This is a genomic window from Marinobacter sp., assembly GCF_033722735.1.
Lineage (GTDB): Bacteria > Pseudomonadota > Gammaproteobacteria > Pseudomonadales > Oleiphilaceae > Marinobacter.
Genome location: NZ_JAWVYN010000024.1, coordinates 17319 through 36097 on the forward strand (window position 1 = coordinate 17319; position 18779 = coordinate 36097).

Annotated in this window: 14 protein-coding genes; 8 read left to right on the forward strand and 6 right to left on the reverse strand. The window is 65.2% G+C overall.

The genetic code is table 11. The features are described from left to right. Positions 1-40 precede the first annotated feature (40 nt). The 3 genes from R3175_RS15230 to R3175_RS15240 all read right to left on the reverse strand — a co-directional run bounded on the left by R3175_RS15230 (position 41) and on the right by R3175_RS15240 (position 6016). The gene (locus R3175_RS15230) at positions 41-1519 is read right to left on the reverse strand and encodes an efflux transporter outer membrane subunit (RefSeq protein WP_318945180.1); all 1479 of its coding nucleotides are present in this window, start codon (positions 1517-1519) and stop codon (positions 41-43) included. Beyond that, a complete protein-coding gene (locus R3175_RS15235; protein WP_318945181.1) occupies positions 1512-4715 on the reverse strand; it encodes a multidrug efflux RND transporter permease subunit in 3204 nt (1067 codons plus the stop codon). The genes R3175_RS15230 and R3175_RS15235 overlap by 8 nt, the downstream gene beginning before the upstream one ends. A gap of 116 nt (positions 4716-4831) precedes the next feature. Next, a complete protein-coding gene (locus R3175_RS15240; RefSeq protein ID WP_318945182.1) occupies positions 4832-6016 on the reverse strand; it encodes an efflux RND transporter periplasmic adaptor subunit in 1185 nt (394 codons plus the stop codon). A gap of 567 nt (positions 6017-6583) precedes the next feature. Here R3175_RS15240 and R3175_RS15245 point away from each other — a divergent pair. Then, the gene (locus tag R3175_RS15245; protein WP_318945183.1) at positions 6584-7546 is read left to right on the forward strand and encodes an AraC family transcriptional regulator; all 963 of its coding nucleotides are present in this window, start codon (positions 6584-6586) and stop codon (positions 7544-7546) included. A 10-nt stretch (positions 7547-7556) separates the two neighbouring features. Here the strand turns inward: R3175_RS15245 and R3175_RS15250 are convergent, their stop codons facing one another. Further along, entirely contained in the window at positions 7557-7751 is a 195-nt protein-coding gene (locus R3175_RS15250; RefSeq protein WP_318945184.1) for a DUF1059 domain-containing protein, read from the reverse strand. A gap of 282 nt (positions 7752-8033) precedes the next feature. Between R3175_RS15250 and betI the strand changes: the two genes are divergently transcribed. From betI to R3175_RS15270, 4 genes are all read left to right on the forward strand, one after another. Beyond that, on the forward strand, positions 8034-8627 hold the full coding sequence (gene betI / locus R3175_RS15255; protein WP_318945185.1) for a transcriptional regulator BetI: 594 nt from the start codon (positions 8034-8036) through the stop codon (positions 8625-8627). Positions 8628-8649: 22 nt separating this feature from the next. Continuing rightward, positions 8650-10113: a betaine-aldehyde dehydrogenase gene (gene betB, locus R3175_RS15260; RefSeq protein ID WP_318945186.1), complete on the forward strand. Its 1464-nt coding sequence runs from the start codon at positions 8650-8652 to the stop codon at positions 10111-10113. 11 nt (positions 10114-10124) lie between these two features. Further along, complete coding sequence (betA, locus tag R3175_RS15265; protein ID WP_318945187.1) at positions 10125-11813, forward strand: choline dehydrogenase; 1689 nt, start codon at positions 10125-10127, stop codon at positions 11811-11813. A gap of 225 nt (positions 11814-12038) precedes the next feature. Beyond that, on the forward strand, positions 12039-13256 hold the full coding sequence (locus tag R3175_RS15270; protein WP_318945188.1) for a BCCT family transporter: 1218 nt from the start codon (positions 12039-12041) through the stop codon (positions 13254-13256). A 52-nt stretch (positions 13257-13308) separates the two neighbouring features. Here R3175_RS15270 and R3175_RS15275 read toward each other — a convergent pair whose 3' ends face one another. Continuing rightward, positions 13309-14160, reverse strand: coding sequence for a hypothetical protein (locus tag R3175_RS15275; RefSeq protein ID WP_318945189.1), 852 nt, complete (start codon positions 14158-14160; stop codon positions 13309-13311). A 220-nt stretch (positions 14161-14380) separates the two neighbouring features. Between R3175_RS15275 and R3175_RS15280 the strand changes: the two genes are divergently transcribed. Genes R3175_RS15280 through R3175_RS15290 form a run of 3 tightly spaced genes read left to right on the forward strand, consistent with a single transcriptional unit; the run spans position 14381 to position 17077 of the window. Continuing rightward, positions 14381-15976, forward strand: coding sequence for a serine/threonine-protein kinase (locus R3175_RS15280; protein WP_318945190.1), 1596 nt, complete (start codon positions 14381-14383; stop codon positions 15974-15976). Then, positions 15973-16713: a PP2C family protein-serine/threonine phosphatase gene (locus R3175_RS15285; RefSeq protein ID WP_318945191.1), complete on the forward strand. Its 741-nt coding sequence runs from the start codon at positions 15973-15975 to the stop codon at positions 16711-16713. The genes R3175_RS15280 and R3175_RS15285 overlap by 4 nt, the downstream gene beginning before the upstream one ends. A gap of 10 nt (positions 16714-16723) precedes the next feature. After that, on the forward strand, positions 16724-17077 hold the full coding sequence (locus tag R3175_RS15290; RefSeq protein ID WP_318945192.1) for an FHA domain-containing protein: 354 nt from the start codon (positions 16724-16726) through the stop codon (positions 17075-17077). A gap of 113 nt (positions 17078-17190) precedes the next feature. Here R3175_RS15290 and R3175_RS15295 read toward each other — a convergent pair whose 3' ends face one another. Next, positions 17191-18402 (reverse strand): alginate export family protein, encoded by a 1212-nt coding sequence (locus R3175_RS15295; protein WP_318945193.1) that lies wholly within the window; start codon positions 18400-18402, stop codon positions 17191-17193. Between the last annotated feature and the right edge of the window lie 377 nt (positions 18403-18779).

Consider the following 18779-nt stretch of genomic DNA (forward strand, 5'->3'; position numbering starts at 1 on the left):
GCCCCGCTACTGACTGAAAACGTAGCGGGGCTTTGTCGTTCTATAGGGCCTTGGCCACCCGCGCTGGTGTCGCGTGGTTGGCAGCGTGAGGACGGTCGGGCGCCCCGGCCAGGGTCCGATACAGGTCGACCATGGCCAGCACCGTAGCGGTGCGGCTTTGGGTCAGGGCATTATCGTTGGCCAGTCGCTCCCGCTCTGCATCCAGTACTTCGAAGTAACCGACGTAACCCTGCTCGTAGCGGGTGCGGGCCAGCTGCACCGCCTTGTGGGCGGCCCCGGCAGCTTCCGCCAGTTCGGCACTGCGCTGCTGTGCCCGCCGGTAGCGCACCAGCCGGTTTTCGGTTTCCTCCAACGCTTCCAGTACCACCTGCCGGTACTCGGCCAGGGCGGCCCGGGCGTCGGCGTCCTCGGCGTCGATGCGGGCCCGGACCCGGCCGAAATTGAGGAAGGTCCAGTCGATACCCAGCGCCACCCGGCGGGATTCCGCTCCGCCGGTGAACAGGTCGCCGCCGTCGAGGGCCACGGTGCCCAGCAGGGCATCGAGGCTGAAGCGGGGGAACAGGTCGGCGGTGGCGACGCCGATGTCCGCGGTGGCGGCCGCCAGCTGGCGTTCCGCCTGACGGATGTCGGGACGTCGTCGGAGCGCCTCGCCGGGACTGCCCGCCGGGATGGAAGGGGTGACCGCGGGCAGTGCCGTTGCCGGGCTGAGCCGGTCAATGAGCGCCCCCGGGGATTGCCCGGTGAGCACCGCGAGGCGGTGCATACGCACGCGGATCTCGGCCTGCAACTGGGGAATGTCCGCCCGGGTGCTGGCCAGTTGGGCGCGGGCCCGCAGTACGTCGAAGTCGGTGCTACGGCCGGCGTCGAGACGAGCGCTGACGATCGCCAAAGAGTCCTGCTGCAGCGCGACATTGCGTTGCGCGACGTCCAGCTGCTGCTGCAAGCCCCGCAGCTCGAAATAGCTGCTGGCCAGTTGCCCGACCAGGGCCACCCGCAACGCCGCCAATTCCGCCTCGGTGGCCTGCAGGCGTGCGCCCTGGGCCTCGCTGGCCCGGCGCAGGCGGCCGAACAGGTCCAGCTCCCAGCTGGCGTTGGCGTCGATGCGATACCGCTCGATGTCCTCGTCCGCGCCAGGCAGGCGGTCCACCTCCGGCAAATGCTGGGCCGCCGCCGAGGCGCCCAGTCCCACCGTGGGCAGCTGCTCGCTGCGGCTGCCCCGCAACAGCGCCTCGGCCCGTTGGTAGCGGGTGAGTGCGGCCTGCAGGTCTAGGTTGGCCGTGAGGGACTGTCCAATCAGCTCCGCCAGCAGCGGGTCACCGAACCCGTCCCAGAAGCGAGCTTCCTGGGTCTGGTCGAAGGGCTGGGCATTGTGCTCGGCGCTGAACTGCGCCGGCGCGTCGAGCTCCGGCGGTTGGTAGTCGGGGCCGACGGCACAGCCGGCCAGCAGGGCCAGGCAGCCGGCAGCCAGATGACTTCTGATGCTTGCGGTCAGTGTTGTGCGCACGTTTGCTCTAGGCATGGGTTTCTCCTGGCAAGGCTTCCTGGTCCTGACCGCCGTCACCGGACAGGGTGGAGCTGTGGTGGCTGGTCAGCGGACGGCTGCCGGACAGCTTGCGCAGCGCCACGTAGAACACCGGGGTGAGGAACAGGCCGAACAGGGTAACCCCGATCATGCCGGCAAACACCGCGGTGCCCAGCGCCGCCCGCACTTCCGCGCCAGCCCCGGTGGCCAGCACAAGCGGCACCACCGCGGCGGTGAAGGTGATGGAGGTCATGATGATCGGCCGCAACCGCAGCCGGCAGGCTTCCAGTGCCGCGTCCACGATGCCGCGGCCCTGCAGCTCCAGCTCGCGGGCAAACTCCACGATCAGGATGGCGTTCTTGCAGGCCAGGCCGATCAACACCACCAGCCCCACCTGCACGAAGATGTTGTTGTCGCCGTCGCCGAACCAGACACCGATCAGCGCCGACAGCATGCACATGGGCACGATGAGGATGACCGCCAGCGGCAGGGTCCAGCTTTCGTACAGCGCCGCCAGCACCAGGAACACCAGCAGGATGGCCAGCGGGAACACCACCAGTGCGGCGTTGCCCTGGGTGGCCTGCTGGTAGCTCAGGTCGCTCCACTCAAAGTCCATCCCCGGCGGCAACACCTCCGCGGCGATCGCTCCGAGGGCGTCTATGGCCTGGGCCGAGGACAGCACCCGTGGGTCGGATTCCCCGGCCAGATCCGCCGCCGGATAGCCGTTGTAGCGGATCACCGGGTCCGGTCCGAAGCTCTCGCGGATCTCCACCATGGAACCGACGGGCACCATCTCGCCCTGGTCGTTACGGGTGCGCAGCCGGGCAATGTCCTCCACGCTGTCGCGGTAGGGGGCATCGGCCTGGGCGATGACCTGCCAGGTGCGGCCGAAGCGGTTGAAGTCGTTGACGTAGCTGGACCCCAGGTAGGTCTGCAGGGTGTCGAACAGCTCGGTGAGCGGTACCCCCTGGGCCTTGGCCTTGAGCCGGTCCACCTCGGCGTCCAGCTGCGGTACGTTGGCCTGGTAGCTGGTGATCGGGAAGCCCATGCCCGGGGTCTGGGCGACCGCTCCCTGGAACTGGTTTACCGCGTTCTGCAGCGCGCCGTAGCCCAGGTTGCCCCGGTCCTCGATGAACAGCTGGTAGCCGGAGCCATTGCCCAGGCCGAGGATCGGCGGTGGCATGAAAGAGAAGGCAAAGCCTTCCTTCAGCCCGGCGATCTGCTGGTTGATCTGGGCATTGATCTGCTCGGCACTCAGGCTGCGCTCATCGAACGGCTTGAGCGGGAAGAACACCACCCCGGTGTTGGAGGTGTTGGTGAACTGCAGCGCGTTGAGCCCGGGGAAGGCCACCGCATGCTCCACGCCGTCAGTGGCCATGGCGATGTCGGTCACCTGTTGCAGCAGCTGGTCGGTGCGCTCGAGGGAGGCGCCTTCCGGCAGTTTCACCCCGGCCATCAGGTACAGCTTGTCCTGGATCGGGATGAAGCCCGGCGGCACCACCTTGAACATGAACCCGGTGGCAACCAGCAGCGCGGCATAGACCACGAACACCGCGCCGCGCCGGCGCAGCGAGCGGGACACGCCGCCCTGGTACTTGCGGGCACTGGCGTCGAAGAAGCGGTTGAAGGGCCGGAACAGCCAGCCGAACAGAGTGTCGATCACCCGCTGCAGGCGGTCCTTGGGGGCGCTGTGGGGCTTGAGCAGCATCGCCGCCAGGGCCGGTGACAGGGTCAGCGAGTTGATGGTGGAAATCACCGTGGAGATGGCGATGGTCACCGCGAACTGACGGTAGAACTGGCCGGTCACCCCGGACAGGAACGCCATGGGCACGAACACCGCACACAGCACCAGGCCGATGGCGATGATCGGGCCGGAGACTTCCTTCATGGCCTGATGGGCCGCCGCCAGGGGCTTGAGGCCCTCCTCGATGTTGCGCTCGACGTTTTCCACCACCACGATGGCGTCGTCCACCACGATGCCGATGGCCAGCACCAGGCCGAACAGGGTCAGGGTGTTGATGGAGTAGCCCAGCAGGTACAGCGCCCCGAAGGTACCGATCACCGACACCGGCACCGCCAGCAGCGGGATGATGGAGGCGCGCCAGGTCTGCAGGAACAGGGTCACCACCAGTACCACCAGCAGCACGGCCTCGAGCAGGGTGGCCACCACCGACTTGATGGAGTCACTGACGAAGATGGTGGTGTCGTACACCGCCTCGTATTCCACCCCTTGCGGGAACCGCTCGGCAATCTCGTCCATGGTGGCGATCACTTCGTCACGGATCTGCAGGGCATTGGCCCCCGGGGCCTGGAAGATGCCGATAGCCACCGCGTCCTTGCCATCGAGCTGGGAGCGCAGGGTGTAGTCGCCGGCGCCCAGCTCCAGCCGGGCGACGTCCGCCAGCCGCAGGATCTCGCCGTTGTCGCCCCGCTTGAGCACGATGTTGCCGAACTCTTCCGGGGTCTCCAGTCGGCCGCGGGCGTTGATCAGGGTGAGGAAGTCGCTGCTGGCCACCGGCTCGGCACCGAGCTGGCCGGCGGACACCTGCACGTTCTGCTCACGCATGGCCCGCACCACATCGCTGGCGGTCAGCCCGCGGGCGGCAATGCGGTCCGGGTCCAGCCAGGCGCGCATGGCGTAGTCGCCACCGCCAAACAGCTGGGCGTCCCCCACCCCCTGGATGCGGGCCAGCCGGTCCCGCACGTGCAGCCGGGCGTAGTTGCGCAGGTACAGGGTGTCGTAGCGGCCGTCCGGTGAGGTCAGGTGCACCACCATCAGGAAGGTGGGCGACTGCTTCTGGGTGGTCACCCCCTGACGGCGCACCGCCTCCGGCAGTCGCGCCAGCGCCTGGCTGACCCGGTTCTGTACCTTCACCGCGGCGTCATCCGCGTCGGTGCCCGGGCGGAAGGTCACGGTCAGTTGCAGCACCCCGTCGGACCCGGCCACAGACTTGAAGTACATCATGTTTTCCACCCCGTTGATGGCCTCCTCCAGCGGCGTGGCCACGGTGTCGGCGATTTCCTTGGGGTTGGCGCCGGGGTAGATGGTGCGCACCACCACCGAGGGCGGCACCACCTCGGGGTATTCGCTGACCGGCAGGTTGGGGATGGAGATCAACCCGATGGCGAAGATGATGATGGACACCACGGCCGCGAAGATCGGCCGGTCCACGAAAAATCGCGAAAAATTCATGACAAGAGGCTCCTGCAGGACAGCCGGAGCGGCTGTCGCCAATGTGTAAATCCCTGGGGACGGCGGCGGAGGCTCAGGCTACGCCGCCAGGGCCGCGAATGGCGGCCTGTCCCGGCTTAGGGCCCGGCCGCCAGCACCGGCGCCTCGTCCCCGGCCGGTGCTTCGCGCATGGCGACCTGTTGTGGGCTGACTTCCATGCCGGGGTAGAACACTTTCTGGACCCCGTTGACGATCACCTGGTCGCCATCCTGCAGGCCATCCCGGATCACCATCAGCTCGCCCACCTGACGACCCACGGTGACATGGCGGGGAGAGGCCTGATTCCGGTCGTCCACCACATAGACGAAGCGGCGATCCTGGTCGGTCAGCACCGCCTTGCGGTTGACCAGCAGGGCCCGGTCCAGCTGCGCCACCGGCATTTCCACCCGGGCGAACTGGCCTGGTTTGAGCCGTTCGGCCGGGTTGCTCAGCACCGCGCGGTACTGCAGGGTGCCGGTGCTGGCGTCCAGCTGGTTGTCGATGAAGTCCAGCTCGCCGGTGAGCGCCTGTTCGCGGTCGTCACCCAGCCGGACCCGTACGGTCTGGTGCTGGTTATTCGCCAGCAGCGACTGGCTGCCGGCGGCGGTCTGCTCATCCGCCTCGAAACAGACGTACATGGGATCCACCGACACCACCGTGGTCAGTTCCGTCCGGTCGGCGTTGGCCAGGTTGCCGCGGGTCACCAGGGCACGACCGGCGCGGCCACTGACCGGTGCGGTCACCCGGGTGTACTCCAGGTCCAGCTCGGCGGTGGTCAGGGCGGCCCGGGCCGCTTCCACCGCGGCCTGGGCACCCATCAGGGCGGCGTGGCGCTGGTCGTACTCTTCCCGGGAGATGGCCCGGCTCTCCAGCAGGCTGCTGGCCCGTCCCGCCTCGCTGCGGGCCAGCTCCAGCCGGCTGCGTGCCTGGGCCAGCTCGGCGCGGGCGGCCTGCACCCGGGCCTGGTAGGGTCGCGGGTCGATCTGGAACAGCAGGTCGCCGGCCTCCACCAGCGCGCCCTCCTCGAAGGCCACTTGCTGGATGTAGCCACTGACCCGGGGTCTCAGCACCACGGTGTCGGTGGCCGCCACGCGACCGGTAAAGGACTGCCACAGGGTGACCGGTTCGGCCAGCACCTGGGCCACGTCCACTTGCGGCGGTGGTGGCATCATCGTCGTCTCCTCGCTCTGGGCCTCGCAGCCGGTCAGCAGCAGCGCCATGACCAGGGCCAGTCCGCCTGCTATCGCCGATCGCCGTTTCGTGTTGTCCGTCAGGATTTCCATGAGTGTTCGCTCCTGTTGATGAATCGATTCCGGTGGGGAGGCTGGACTTGCCGACCGCTGTCCCGTTTATCCACTAATCCATTAACCCACTCAGTTGACCCCTCATCGTTTGGCGTGGGGGCATTTCGACAGCCAACCTTCTTTGCCCCGGATTCCGTTGGACAAGTAGGGGGCATGCCCCGCCATGACGGCCAGGTGAGGGGCTTCGGGTTGCCGGAAAAGTTCTCCCCGAATGGCTAGTTACTGTACGGAAGGCGAGGCGGGGCCGGTATCGGGTTACTGCGCAAAGCTTGCCTGATTCTCCAGGAGGTGGTGCGGCTTTATGGACACGGCGTCATTGTTTTTCTCGAAGAAGTGGCGTTACGTAAGGGAGTAGGTAGTTTCCCTGACGTTAGAGCTTTGATCGTGATATAAGAAAACTGCAAACGGCGGGCTAATTGGCGGCTTGCCCGTTTCTGTTGTTTGATTGCCTATTTCTGCAATATTCGAGCGTCGAAGCGTCATGTACGCCGATCCATACGTATACTGACTGCCTCGCTTTAACGGTGATCTGGCCAGGAGAATCCCATGTTGACGAGCAACCAGGAAAAGGGCGCCGAACTGGACGCCGAGTTTGAGCGTTTACGCCAGCGACTGGCCTCTACCATCGAGCGTTGGACCCCGAACCAGCAGGTTCAGGAAACCTTGGTTCCGGGTCTGCACCTGTTCCGTTCCGACGCCCCGACCAGCTGTTCCGCCGCGGTTTACGAGCCTTCCATCTGTTTTGTGGTGCAAGGGGGCAAGTCCGTCAGCTTCGGTGACCGGGAGTTGATCTACCAGCCTCTGACTTACATGGTGTCGTCGGTGCACCTGCCGGTGCAGGGCCGGATTCTCGATGCCTCACCGGCGACGCCCTACCTGGCGTTCAAGCTCGTGGTGGATCCCCAGGAAGTCAGCAACCTGGTGCTGGAGATGGGGGATCAGTTGCCGGTGGAGACGGATCTGGGCCCCTGTCCCGAGGGCAACTGTGCCCTCAGTCTGGCGATCATGGACCGGGACATGCTCGATGCGGTCACCCGGCTGACTGGCCTGCTCGATACCCCCCAGGATATTCCGGTGGTGGCCCCGCTGGTGCGGCGGGAGATTCTCTACCGTACCCTGCTCGGCGAGATGGGCCCGCGCATGCGCAAGTTCGCGGTGGCGGACTCGTCGGTGCACCGGGTGTCCCGCGTCATTGCCGTGCTCAAGGACCGTTTCACCGAAAGCCTGCGGATCAAGGACCTGGCGGATGAGGTGAACATGAGCGAATCCGCCCTGTTCCACACCTTCAAGCAGGTCACCCGCATGTCCCCCCTTCAGTTCCAGAAGAAGCTGCGGCTGCACGAGGCCCGCCGGCTGATGCTGACGGAGGGGCTGGAAGCCGCCACCGCCAGCTATCGGGTGGGCTATGAGAGCCCGTCCCACTTCAGCCGGGAATACAGCCGCCTGTTTGGCGCCCCGCCCCGGGCCGACGTCAACAAGTTGCGGGGCGAGCAGCCGGCGCCAGCCTGACGTCTTCCCGTCAGGCTGGCGGAGAGCCATCCGTCAGCATGCCCCTTATCTGTTGCCGGAATTCCGGGGTGTCTTCGTGGCCATGTACCTGCACGGCGTGCTGCACCACCGCCTCCAGCAACTCTTCTTTCGTGTCCGCGGACAGCGCCACGGTGCAGTTCGACTCGCTCGGGTACTCGCGGCAGTCGGCGTAGTATCTGCTCATGGTCGGTACCTCCCTTGCTTGTGGCGATGACGGCCACTCCGTTGGGGGTTGTTGCCGCTCCTTGCCGATTCAATCGGGCCATCATCTGTCTTCAAGTGTAGTTCCACGGTCCCGCCAGCGGCGCGAAAAAGCGGATGCCGCCCGGGTTGGGGCCCATTTATTTAGCAATTTAAATCAGCTGCTTACTCGATTTTTGACTAAAAAGTAAGCGGATTGCCTTGAGCTTAGCCAACCATTTCGGTAACCTTTAAATTAATTGAACGTTCAATCAATGAAAATATTATGCCGATTGTTGGAGTCAAAGACACACGCAAACGCCAGCTCATCCAGGCCACCCTGGAGTCCATTGCCGAGCTGGGCCTGCAGAACACCACCATCGTCAGCATCAGCCGTCGGGCGGGGATGTCTTCGGGCATCATCAGCCACTACTTCGGCGGCAAGCAGGGGCTGATCGAGGCGGCGCTGCGTCACCTGCTGGAGGCACTGGGCCAGGAATTCCGCGAGCGGATTGCCCGGACCGACGGCTCGCCGGAGCAGCGCCTGCTGTGCATCGTCGAGGCCAACTTCACCGAGTTCCAACGCTCGGACCTGGCGGCCAAGACCTGGCTGAGCTTCTGGGCCCGTTCGATGCACGAACCCGGCCTCAAGCGGTTGCAGCGCATCAACAACAGTCGGCTGTACAGCAACCTGCGCTACTCGTTCGCCCAGCGACTGTCGTCGGAAGCGGCCACCGAGGCGGCCCGCCAGACCGCGGCGATGATCGACGGCTTCTGGTTGCGCAGCGCCCTGAGCCACGATCCCCAGGAAGGCTTCGCCGCGGCGGAGGCGCTGTGCAAGCGCTTTGCCCTGGAGGCCCTGGCGCAGGTTGAGAAATAACGCACGAAAGGTTTATCGAGCTATGTCACTACCCCGTTACCAGAACTTTGTCGACGGCCAGCCCCTGGCCAACCAGTCCGGTGAAACCTTCCCGGTGATCAACCCCGCCACTGGCCGGGTCATCTACGAGGTGGAAGTGGCGGACGAGTCGGTGAAACAGGCTGCCCTGGCCAGTGCCCGGCGTGGCTTTGCCCAGTGGTCGGCGCTGCCGGCCATCGAGCGCAGCCGTATCCTGCTGCGGGCAGTGGCGCTGCTGCGGGAACGCAACGACCAACTGGCGATGGTGGAGGTGCTGGACACCGGCAAGCCCCGCCAGGAAGCCGAGGCGGTGGATGTGGTCACCGGGGCCGATGCCATCGAGTTCTTCGCCGGTCTGGCGCCGTCCATCGAGGGCAACCAGCAGGACCTGGGGGGGGATTTCTACTACACCCGCCGCGAGCCGCTGGGGGTGTGCGCCGGCATCGGTGCCTGGAACTACCCGCTGCAGATCGCCTGCTGGAAATCCGCGCCGGCGCTGGCCTGTGGCAATGCCATGATCTTCAAGCCGTCGGAGGAGACCCCGCTGGGGGCGATCAAGCTGGCGGAGATCTTCATCGAGGCCGGTGTCCCGGCCGGCGTGTTCAACGTCATCCAGGGCGATGGCGCCGTGGGGGCCTGGCTGACCCAGGAGCCGGCCATCGCCAAGGTGTCCTTCACCGGCGAGGTGGGCACCGGCCAGAAGGTGATGGCGGCGGCGGCCTCGTCGCTGAAGGACGTCACCATGGAGCTGGGGGGCAAGTCGCCGCTGATCGTGTTCGACGACGCTGACCTGGAGGACGCGGTGTCCGCCGCCATGCTGGGTAACTTCTACACCCAGGGCGAAATCTGCACCAACGGCACCCGGGTGTTTGTCCACGAGGCGATCTACCCGGAGTTCCTGGAGCGGTTGGTGGAGCGTACCCGCAACAACATCCGCATGGGCGATCCCACCGACCCGGAAACCAATTTCGGCGCGCTGATTTCCGCCAAACACCAGGCCCTGGTGCTGGACTACATCGCCAGGGGCAAGGCCGAGGGCGCGACCCTGGCCCACGGTGGCAAGGCGGCGCAGCCGGCCTCGGCGCCCGGCGGCTACTTCGTCGAGCCCACCATCTTCACCGATTGCCGCGACGACATGACCATCTGTCGGGAAGAGATCTTCGGCCCGGTGATGTCGGTGCTGACCTTCAGTGATGAGGACGAGGTCATCCGTCGGGCCAATGCCACCGAGACCGGCCTGGCTGCCGGCGTGTTCACCCGGGATATCCGCCGGGCCCACCGGGTGATCCACCAGATCCAGGCCGGCATCTGCTGGATCAACAGCTACGGCGCGTCGCCGGCGGAAATGCCCGTGGGCGGCTACAAGCTCTCCGGCATCGGCCGGGAGAACGGTCGTGCCACCCTGGACCATTACACCCAGCTCAAGGCGGTGTACGTCGGCATGGCCAACCTCGAGAGTCCGTTCTAAGGAGGCTGCCCATGACCGAACAGACCCAGTACGACTACATCATCGTCGGGGCCGGTTCCGCCGGGTGTGTGCTGGCCAACCGGCTGACCGAGGATGGCCGCCACAAGGTGCTGCTGCTGGAAACCGGCGGTAGCGACAGGAGCATCTTCATCCAGATGCCCACGGCGCTGTCGATTCCGATGAACACCAAAAAATACGCCTGGCAGTTCGAGACCGAGCCGGAGCCGTACCTGGACAACCGCCGCATGCACTGCCCCCGGGGCAAGGTGCTGGGCGGCTCCTCCTCCATCAACGGCATGGTCTATGTGCGGGGCCATGCCCGCGACTTCGACGAGTGGCAGTCCGAGGGGGCCGAAGGCTGGGACTACCGCCATTGCCTGCCGTACTTCCGCAAGGCAGAAACCTGGGCCTTTGGCGGAGACGATTACCGCGGCGACCAGGGCCCGCTGGGGGTCAACAACGGCAACAACATGCGCAACCCGCTGTACCAGGCCTTCATCCAGGCCGGGGTGGACGCCGGCTACTTTGCCACCGACGACTACAACGGTGCCCAGCAGGAAGGCTTCGGCGCCATGCACATGACGGTCAAGAACGGCCGCCGCTGGTCCACCGCCAACGCCTACCTGCGCCCGGCCATGCGCCGACCCAACCTCACCGTGGTCACCCATGCCCTGGTGCACAAGGTACTGCTGGAGGGTAACCGTGCGGTGGGCGTCCGCTACGAGCAGGGTGGCGACATTTTCGAACAGCGGGTGCGCCAGGAGGTGATCCTGTCCGCCGGCTCTATCGGCTCGCCCCACCTGTTGCAGCTGTCCGGCATCGGTCGGCGCGAGGTGCTGGAGCGGGCCGGGATCGAGGTGGAGCATGAGCTGCCCGGCGTGGGCGAGAACCTGCAGGACCACCTGGAATTCTACTTCCAGTTCCGCTGCCAGCAGCCGGTGTCCCTGAACCGCAAGCTGGACTGGTGGAACAAGCTCAAGATCGGGGTGCGCTGGCTGCTGAAGAAGGACGGCCTGGGGGCCACCAACCATTTCGAGTCCTGTGGCTTCATCCGCTCCAAGGCCGGGGTGGAATGGCCGGACCTGCAGTACCACTTCCTGCCGGCGGCAATGCGCTACGACGGCCGTGAGGCCTTCGATGGCGACGGCTTCCAGCTGCACATCGGTCACAACAAGCCCAAGAGCCGGGGCATCGTCCATGTCCAGTCCGCCGACCCCAGACAGCCGCCGCGGATCCGCTTCAACTATCTGCAGCATGAGGCGGATCGGGAAGGCTTCCGGGATTGTGTACGGCTGACCCGGGAAATCATCAACCAGCCGGCGATGGACGCCTATCGGGGGGCGGAGATCCAGCCCGGTGAAGCGGTCCAGACCGACGAGCAGATCGATGCCTTCGTGCGCCAGGCGGTGGAAAGCGCCTACCACCCGTCCTGCTCCTGCAAGATGGGGGTGGATGAGCTGGCGGTGGTCGACCCCCAAACCCGCGTTCACGGGCTGGAGGGCCTGCGGGTGGTGGACTCGTCCATCTTCCCCACCATTCCCAACGGCAACCTGAACGCGCCAACCATCATGCTCGCGGAGCGAGCGGCAGATTTGATCCGGGGCAGGGAGCCCCTGTTACCGTCGGACGCTGCGGTCACCATGGATGACCAGTGGCAGCAGCGTCAGCGTCCGGGACAGGCCAAGCGAACCCTGGCCTGAACCCGACCGGGGGCTTTCGGCCCCCGGCCATGCAAACCATCAGGTTTTAGCGATCGCCGCCTTGCTTCGTGGCAAGCGGCATGAACGCCTACGCGAGCGATCGCTAAGACTTGGCCCGTCCGACAGCGGGGGTTTGTGTCCGATTCGAAAAAGCGCATGCTCTAAACGAGGAGGAACACCCATGCTATTGCGTAAAATGATTGACTGTTTCTACCGGAGGCGCGCATGACACTCTGGTTATCCGCAGGCCTGATCTTCACCTTCGGGGCCATCGCCCTGATCCTGTTCAAATGGTGGGACCTGAAGTGCATCGGCGTGACGCCGGTCCACACCTTCACCTTCATCGCCATCCTGTTCACCTCCGGCCTCGACGTCGGACTGATCATGTTTCCGCTCACCGAGTTCGGCGGCTACGCCAACCTGGCGGAGAGTCCCGAGTACGGCTTCGCCAACCCGCTGGCCATCGAATTCGGCTTCTGGGCGTTCCTGATCTGGGGGTTCTATTTCCTCACCTGCTTCTACTTCTGCGTGATCGAGCCGCGGGTGAAGTTCTTCGAGATTCCCCTGGTGAAGGTGGTGAACAACGTGGTGATCATCGGCACCTGTGCCTTCACCGCCTTCCTGCTGCTGGTGAACCTGCCCTGGTACCTGCCGCAGGTGGGCGACGGCGAGACGGTGGTGCCCACCTTCTACCTGATCGTGCTGCTGGCCATTGCCGCGGCGGTGTACTCCAGCTCCAGTATCCGCTATGTGCGTATCCTCAGTCTGGGGTCGAGCTGGCTGTTCATCGGCCTGATCGCGATGATGTGGGGCAAGGCGTTCCTCACCGATAACGGCAATGTGGGTGAGTTCTTCGGTACCGTGGGCCTGCTCGGCGAGTACTTCACCAACCTGCACGAGTTCATGCTGCCCATCAACGACTACCACGAGTTCTACCTGTACTGGTGGTTCTCCTGGAGCATCATGATCGGCCAGTTTACCGCCCGCTTCATCAGCGGCCTGCGCACCTGGCAGGTGTTCCTGGCGATGCTGGTGTTCCCGTCCCTGGCCATCGGCATCTGGTTTACGGTGCTCTACCACTACCACGCGGAAGCGATGAACATCAGCGCCTTCATCAACATCGCGATGATCTCGGTGGGAATCCTGATGGTGATCAACTCGCTGGACTCACTGGTGCGGCTGTACACCGACAACCTGGGACTGACCACCCAGCGGCTGGGCAAGCCGATGTACTACCTGGGTAACTTTGCAGCCCTGACCGGGTTGACCCTGCTGTTCCAGTTCGACTTCCTGCAGATCCAGTGGGTGGGCGCCCTGGTGATTGCCCTCTACTTTGGCTGCTTCGGTTACATCCTGCTGAACAAGCGCTCGGCGGTGATGGCGATCGAGGGCTCGCCGAAGGAGAACACCCTCGACTTCCACAAGATCGAGTACGTGAGCTAGCCCGAAGGTTGGAAGGGGCCGCCGGCGGAAGCCGGGCGGCCCGACTCCGGCCTCAGATCTCCGACATCAACTGCGACAGTTCCCGCTGCGTGTTCTCGATTTCGGCCCGCCATACTGACTGATAACCGGCAAATTCCTCACCCAGCGTGTTCAGCCGGAACTGGGTTTCCGCCAGGGTGTAACTGCCCTCGGCGACGCTGTGCAGCGTGGGTTCATCCAACGCGTCACGCCGCTGGTCCAATCGAATCACCGCCTGGTTCAGGGTGCGCTTGTCGTCCGGCGAGGCGGAGGGATGCGCCTTCAGCGCTTCCTTAATGGACTCGGACAGGGCTTCCAGGCTTGCTTCCAGCTGCTTGCCGTACTCCTCCACCAGAATCGACAGCCGGTCCCCGGCCAGGCTCATCTGTTTCTCCAGGTCCCGGGCCAGCCGCTCCAGTTCGATGGCGGCCTCGCTGGATTGCTCGTGGAACCGGGCCTGCAGCTGACGGCTGAACCGCTCCAGTTCACCAACCATCTGGTTGAACAGCCGGTTGCCGGACAGGGCATCCCCGGTGCGGTGGTAATCCACCAGCCACTGGTCGTCCAATTTCACCAGGTAGGTGGTGGTTTCCAGGGGCTCGCCGTGCTCCTCCGCCAATCCCTCGATGGTGGTTTCCACCGTGGCCTCGTTGCCATCGATCACCACCCGGCCCCAGGACAGGGTGACGCCGGCCCAGTCCCGTTGATAGCCATCGTAGGCGGCTTCGTCGACCAGGGTGGACAGCTCGGTGCTGTCGCCGGCGTCGTTCTCGATGATCGCCTGCCAGAAGGCTGCGCTGACGTCCTGGGGCGTCTTGGGGCTGGCACAGGCACTCAGCAGAAGGCTGGACAGGATCAGGGCGAGGGTTGGGCACAACGTTTTCATGGGCTTGGTTCTCCGACGACAGATCCTCCTATGCTACCGAAGTTTGGCCGTCTGGCCAGCTTACCGTCAGGTTGGGAGACGGTGCCGCCGCGACACCGTCACGAACGAACAAACCTTTACAAAAAAGACCGGATTGGCCGTTCCACATCCCGGGGGTGCCCATAAACTCCTGATAAACCTGTAGGCAGCTATTTGCGGAGTGGAGGTCCTTCACGTCTTGTTGTCCCGTATCTTTAGCCTTCGCCTGGTGGTGGGGGGGGGCGCACTGGCGATCTTGCTGGCGTCCGATGCCATGCCCTGGCTGGGGGTCACCGATCGACTGCTGCTGGATTTGGTCGGCCAGGCCCGGCCAGACACGACGACCGCCGGTGCCCTGACCCAGCCGCCCTGGGGCGAGGCCGCGGCGTGGGTCGCGGTGCTGGCCGGACTGGGATTGCTGGTCGGGTTGCTGCCGACCCTGAGTGGCGCGATGGCGGTACTGTTGGTGCTGTTGCTGGCCGCCGGCCTGGTGGCGGGGCAGGTGGCCCTGGTGTGGTACCGGCAGACCTGGATCCCGTTGGGTCCGGCGGTGGTGTTCCTGGCCCTGGGCTTCGGCCTGATGCTGTTCTGGCTACAGCCCCACCGGGAAATCCGGCGATTGCAGGCCAACGTGCAGCAGGCGCGGCTCCAGTTGGGCCAGTTGCAGCTGCAACAGGGGCGTCCCGACGAGGCCCTGGCGGCCCTGGCGGACTGTCCCGCCAGCGATGAGACCCTGGCGCTGCAGTACGACATCGCCCTCGCGCAGGAACGCCGGCGCCAGTACGACCGGGCCCGGGAAACCTTCACCGCCATTCAGGCCCGGCGCAAGCAGTTCCGGGATGTTTCGGCACGGCTGCAGGCCCTGGCGCAGCTGACCTCGGAGCCCTTCGAGGGCGGGGGCGGCGGGTTTGAGGCTACCCGCACCCTGGTGCTGCCGGACCGGGCGGTGAGCAAGCCCACCCTGGGCCGCTACGAGATCGAGCGCGAGCTGGGACGCGGTGCCATGGGGGTGGTGTACCTGGGCAAGGATCCGAAAATCGCCCGCCCCGTTGCCATCAAGACCCTCAGCTACACCCAGTACGAGCCAGCGGAGCTGAAGGACCTGAAGGCCCGTTTCTTCCGTGAGGCGGAAGCGGCCGGCCGCCTCAACCACCCTGCCATTGTCACCGTCTACGACGTGGGGGAGGAAGCCGATCTGGCGTTCATCGCCATGGACTACGCACCGGGCAAGCCCCTGAGCCACTACGGCAAGGCGGACCGGCTGCTGCCACTGTCGGTGGTGCTCGAGCTGATGGCGACGGTGGCCGATGCGCTGGCGTACGCCCACCAACAGAAGATCGTGCACCGGGACATCAAGCCCGGCAACCTGATCTACGACGCCAAGTCCGGTCAGTTGAAGATCACCGATTTTGGCATCGCCAAGATCACCGACGACTCCCGCACCCGCACCGGCAGTGTGATGGGCAGTCCGCTGTACATGTCTCCGGAACAGCTCAAGGGCCAGAAGGTCACCGGGGCCTCGGATCTCTACAGCCTGGGGGTGACCCTGTACAAGCTGGTGTCCGGCGAGACGCCCCACAGCGGCGATACCCTGGCCAACCTGACCTACCAGATTCTCAACAAGCGCCCCCGCAGTGTGAAGACCTTCAACCCGGATCTGCCCCCCGGGGTGGTGCGGGTGATCAACAAGGCGATCCAGCGCGAGCCGGCCAAGCGGTTCGACAGCGCCGGCGCCATGGCCGAGGCCCTGCGCCGGGCCGCCGCCCGCTTGCCGGATCGCGAGGAGGTAAGCGGATGAGCCTGGTGGTTACCGGACTGACCGACATCGGGACCCGCCGATCGTCCAACCAGGACAGTCTGGGCTGGTTCGTGAGCCCGGATGGTGAGCAGGCGCTGGCGGTCATCGCCGACGGCATGGGCGGTTACCAGGGCGGAGAGATCGCCAGCCGGCTGGCGGTGGACTCCCTGATGGATGCCCTGCGGCCGGTGCTGGCCAACACCCCGGCGGTGTCGGTGCCGGATCGTATCCACACCGCCATTACCCTGGCCTCCGAACGTCTGGAGGACGCCCGCCAGGGCCGTCCCGAGCTGGCCAGGATGGGCACCACGGTGGTGCTGGCCTGGGTTCAGGGCGATCGCGTCTGGTTGGGGCACCTGGGGGACTCCCGGGGCTACCTGGTGCGGGCCGGTCGGCTCAGCCAGCTCACCCGCGACCACACCGTGGCCCAGAACATGGTGGACGACGGCTCCATCACCCCGGACGAGGCCCATCGGGTGCCGTTTCGCAACGTCCTGACCCGCGCCCTGGGCGCCTGCGCGGAACCGCGGGCGACGGTGCACGAACTGGCGCTGGAGGCCGGTGACCGGCTGCTGCTGTGTTCCGACGGTCTCACCGGCGCGCTGCCGGATACCGAATGGCTGCCCCTGCTGCAGCAACAGCCGGTGCTGGACGACCAGGTGCGTGGCCTGATGGACGCCAGCCTGCATAACCGGGCGGACGACAACGTGTCCGTCGTGATGATTCAGTATTGCTAAGGAGTTACCTATGGCGGTTCTCTCCCAACTGGTGGACAACGTGGTGGTCAACACCTTCGAGCTCAACAGCCCGGTGATGCACCTGGGCCGGCACCCGGACTGTGAAATCCGCATCGACGAACTGTCGGTCAGTGGCCACCACGCGGTGATCGAGGTGGAGCAGAATGCCTACCTGGACGGCGCGGTGGATTACTACATCACCGACAGCGCCAGTACCAACGGCACCTTCATCAACGACATTCGCCTGAACGGTCGTCAGCGCCTGAATAGCAACGACCTGATCCGCATCGGCTGGAACCAGTTCCGCTTCATCGACGAGGATGAGAACGCGCTGGAGAAGACGGCGTACATTCTGGAGGAGTGACTGGGCCAACTGCGGGCAGGATGCTGAATAAACGTGCCCGCAAGGAAGGAAAAGGCGAGGTGGGAGACGCAGGCCCACCTCGCAAAGGTTGACGCGGGGGTCATGGCATGGGGTTAGAACCTGGCGCCCAGGGTCAGCCAGAGCTTGTCGGTGTCGACCTTGCCGGCGGCATCGTCACCGGCCATGTAGCTGGCGTACTTGATGCCGGCGGTGTAGTGCTTGCCGAAGCCGCGGTTGTAGGCCACATCCACCTCGCTGCCCAGGTCGTCGGCGGAAGACGGGGCATCGTCGGCGCTGAAGTCGTGGTAAGCGAGTACCCACTTACCGCCGGCCAGGGAGCCACTGACGGCGGCCTTCAGGTCTTCCAGGCCGCCGGTGGGCGTACCCAGGAACTGGTCGGCCCAGCCATTGTGGGCATGCAGGGTGGCCAGCGGCGTGGCGAAGCCGTAGTTGCCATCGTCGGAGCCCAGCACTTCGTAGGACAGCGAGAACGTCAGGCCCTGGGCCTGAACGCCGGCCAGCGCCTTGTAGTAGTCGGCGTCGAACTCGCTGGCGCCCGCCTCGGCTTCCTGGCTGGCGTACTCCAGCTCGTACAGCAGGTTGAGGGTGTCCATGGCGTACTTGCCGGCATAGCGAAGACCGTAGGTGTCCAGGCTGTTGTCGGTGTCGTTGTCCACATCCAGCAGGTAGGCGTAACCGGTCAGGGTACCCAGGCCAGTCTGGTAGTGGATGTTGACCAGATGGTCCTTGGCGTCCAGGTCGCCGGCCTCGGCGAAGATGCGATTGCGCTTGTCGAGGTAGGCGTAGTCCAGGGTCAGCTCTTGCAGCGGTGAATAACTCAGCCGCAGGGCATCGAAGGTCTGGCGGTCCTGACGCCAGCCAACATGGCCGACAAAGCGCTGGTTGTCGTAGGTGATCACCTGGCGGCCCAGCTTGGCGGTCAGCCCGGACCGGCTGTATTGCAGGAAGGCCTGGTCCACTTCGGTGGTTTCCGGATCGGCCACCACGGAGTGGTCGGGAGATTGGCCCTGGGTGTCGTTGTAGTCGTCAGTGCCGGCCACGGCGCGGGAATCCTCGAACTCCAGCACGCCGGACAGGCCCTGGTAGCTGCCGGTCCTGTAGCCCAGGCGGGTACGCAGGGTGAGGGCGTTGGCCTGGTCCAGGGCATTGTCCTGGTCCACGTTTTCATACCGCAGACGGAAATCACCGTAGGGGGTGCCTTCGCTGAAGGCCTCGGTCAAGGTGGTTTCCTCCGCCATGGCGCCGGTACAGGCGATGGCGGCGGCAAGAAGACAGCCGGTCTGTTTGAAAGTTTTACGGTTCATTCTGGTTCTCTCCTGAGTCGTAGGCATCGTCGTCGCACACAGTGAATGGCTTCCAAGAAACAGGTGCCGGCCGCAGGGCGGCCCCGGCTGTCGTTGTTGTACTGGCCAACTATCCGTTCTATGGGCAAAAAAAACGCCTATCGCCCCGGGACTTGCCCGGGGTGATAAGCGTCGTTGCTCTTGGTAGCCGTGTTGAGTGCCGGCGGGAGTCGTTCCGTGTGATCGCTCCGCGCCGGTGGACTGACTGAGCACGGATCGTGCCATTTGCCCAAAAAGCTCCATAATTGATTGATTATCAGAACTAAAGCGTCATGGGGAACGCGACGGCTTGGGGCCCGGCTGGCGCTATTTGAGGGCGGGGCGGACGGGGGGGGCAT

Excerpts from the sequence above, each read along its gene's own strand:
- R3175_RS15285 (WP_318945191.1), top strand. The coding sequence starts at position 15,973 with ATGAGCCTGGTGGTTACCGGACTGACCGACATCGGGACCCGCCGATCG.
- R3175_RS15240 (WP_318945182.1), bottom strand. The coding sequence starts at position 6,016 with ATGGAAATCCTGACGGACAACACGAAACGGCGATCGGCGATAGCAGGC.
- betI (WP_318945185.1), top strand. The coding sequence starts at position 8,034 with ATGCCGATTGTTGGAGTCAAAGACACACGCAAACGCCAGCTCATCCAG.
- R3175_RS15295 (WP_318945193.1), bottom strand. The coding sequence starts at position 18,402 with ATGAACCGTAAAACTTTCAAACAGACCGGCTGTCTTCTTGCCGCCGCC.
- betB (WP_318945186.1), top strand. The coding sequence starts at position 8,650 with ATGTCACTACCCCGTTACCAGAACTTTGTCGACGGCCAGCCCCTGGCC.
- R3175_RS15250 (WP_318945184.1), bottom strand. The coding sequence starts at position 7,751 with ATGAGCAGATACTACGCCGACTGCCGCGAGTACCCGAGCGAGTCGAAC.
- R3175_RS15235 (WP_318945181.1), bottom strand. The coding sequence starts at position 4,715 with ATGAATTTTTCGCGATTTTTCGTGGACCGGCCGATCTTCGCGGCCGTG.
- R3175_RS15270 (WP_318945188.1), top strand. The coding sequence starts at position 12,039 with ATGACACTCTGGTTATCCGCAGGCCTGATCTTCACCTTCGGGGCCATC.
- betA (WP_318945187.1), top strand. The coding sequence starts at position 10,125 with ATGACCGAACAGACCCAGTACGACTACATCATCGTCGGGGCCGGTTCC.
- R3175_RS15230 (WP_318945180.1), bottom strand. The coding sequence starts at position 1,519 with ATGCCTAGAGCAAACGTGCGCACAACACTGACCGCAAGCATCAGAAGT.
- R3175_RS15245 (WP_318945183.1), top strand. The coding sequence starts at position 6,584 with ATGTTGACGAGCAACCAGGAAAAGGGCGCCGAACTGGACGCCGAGTTT.
- R3175_RS15275 (WP_318945189.1), bottom strand. The coding sequence starts at position 14,160 with ATGAAAACGTTGTGCCCAACCCTCGCCCTGATCCTGTCCAGCCTTCTG.
- R3175_RS15290 (WP_318945192.1), top strand. The coding sequence starts at position 16,724 with ATGGCGGTTCTCTCCCAACTGGTGGACAACGTGGTGGTCAACACCTTC.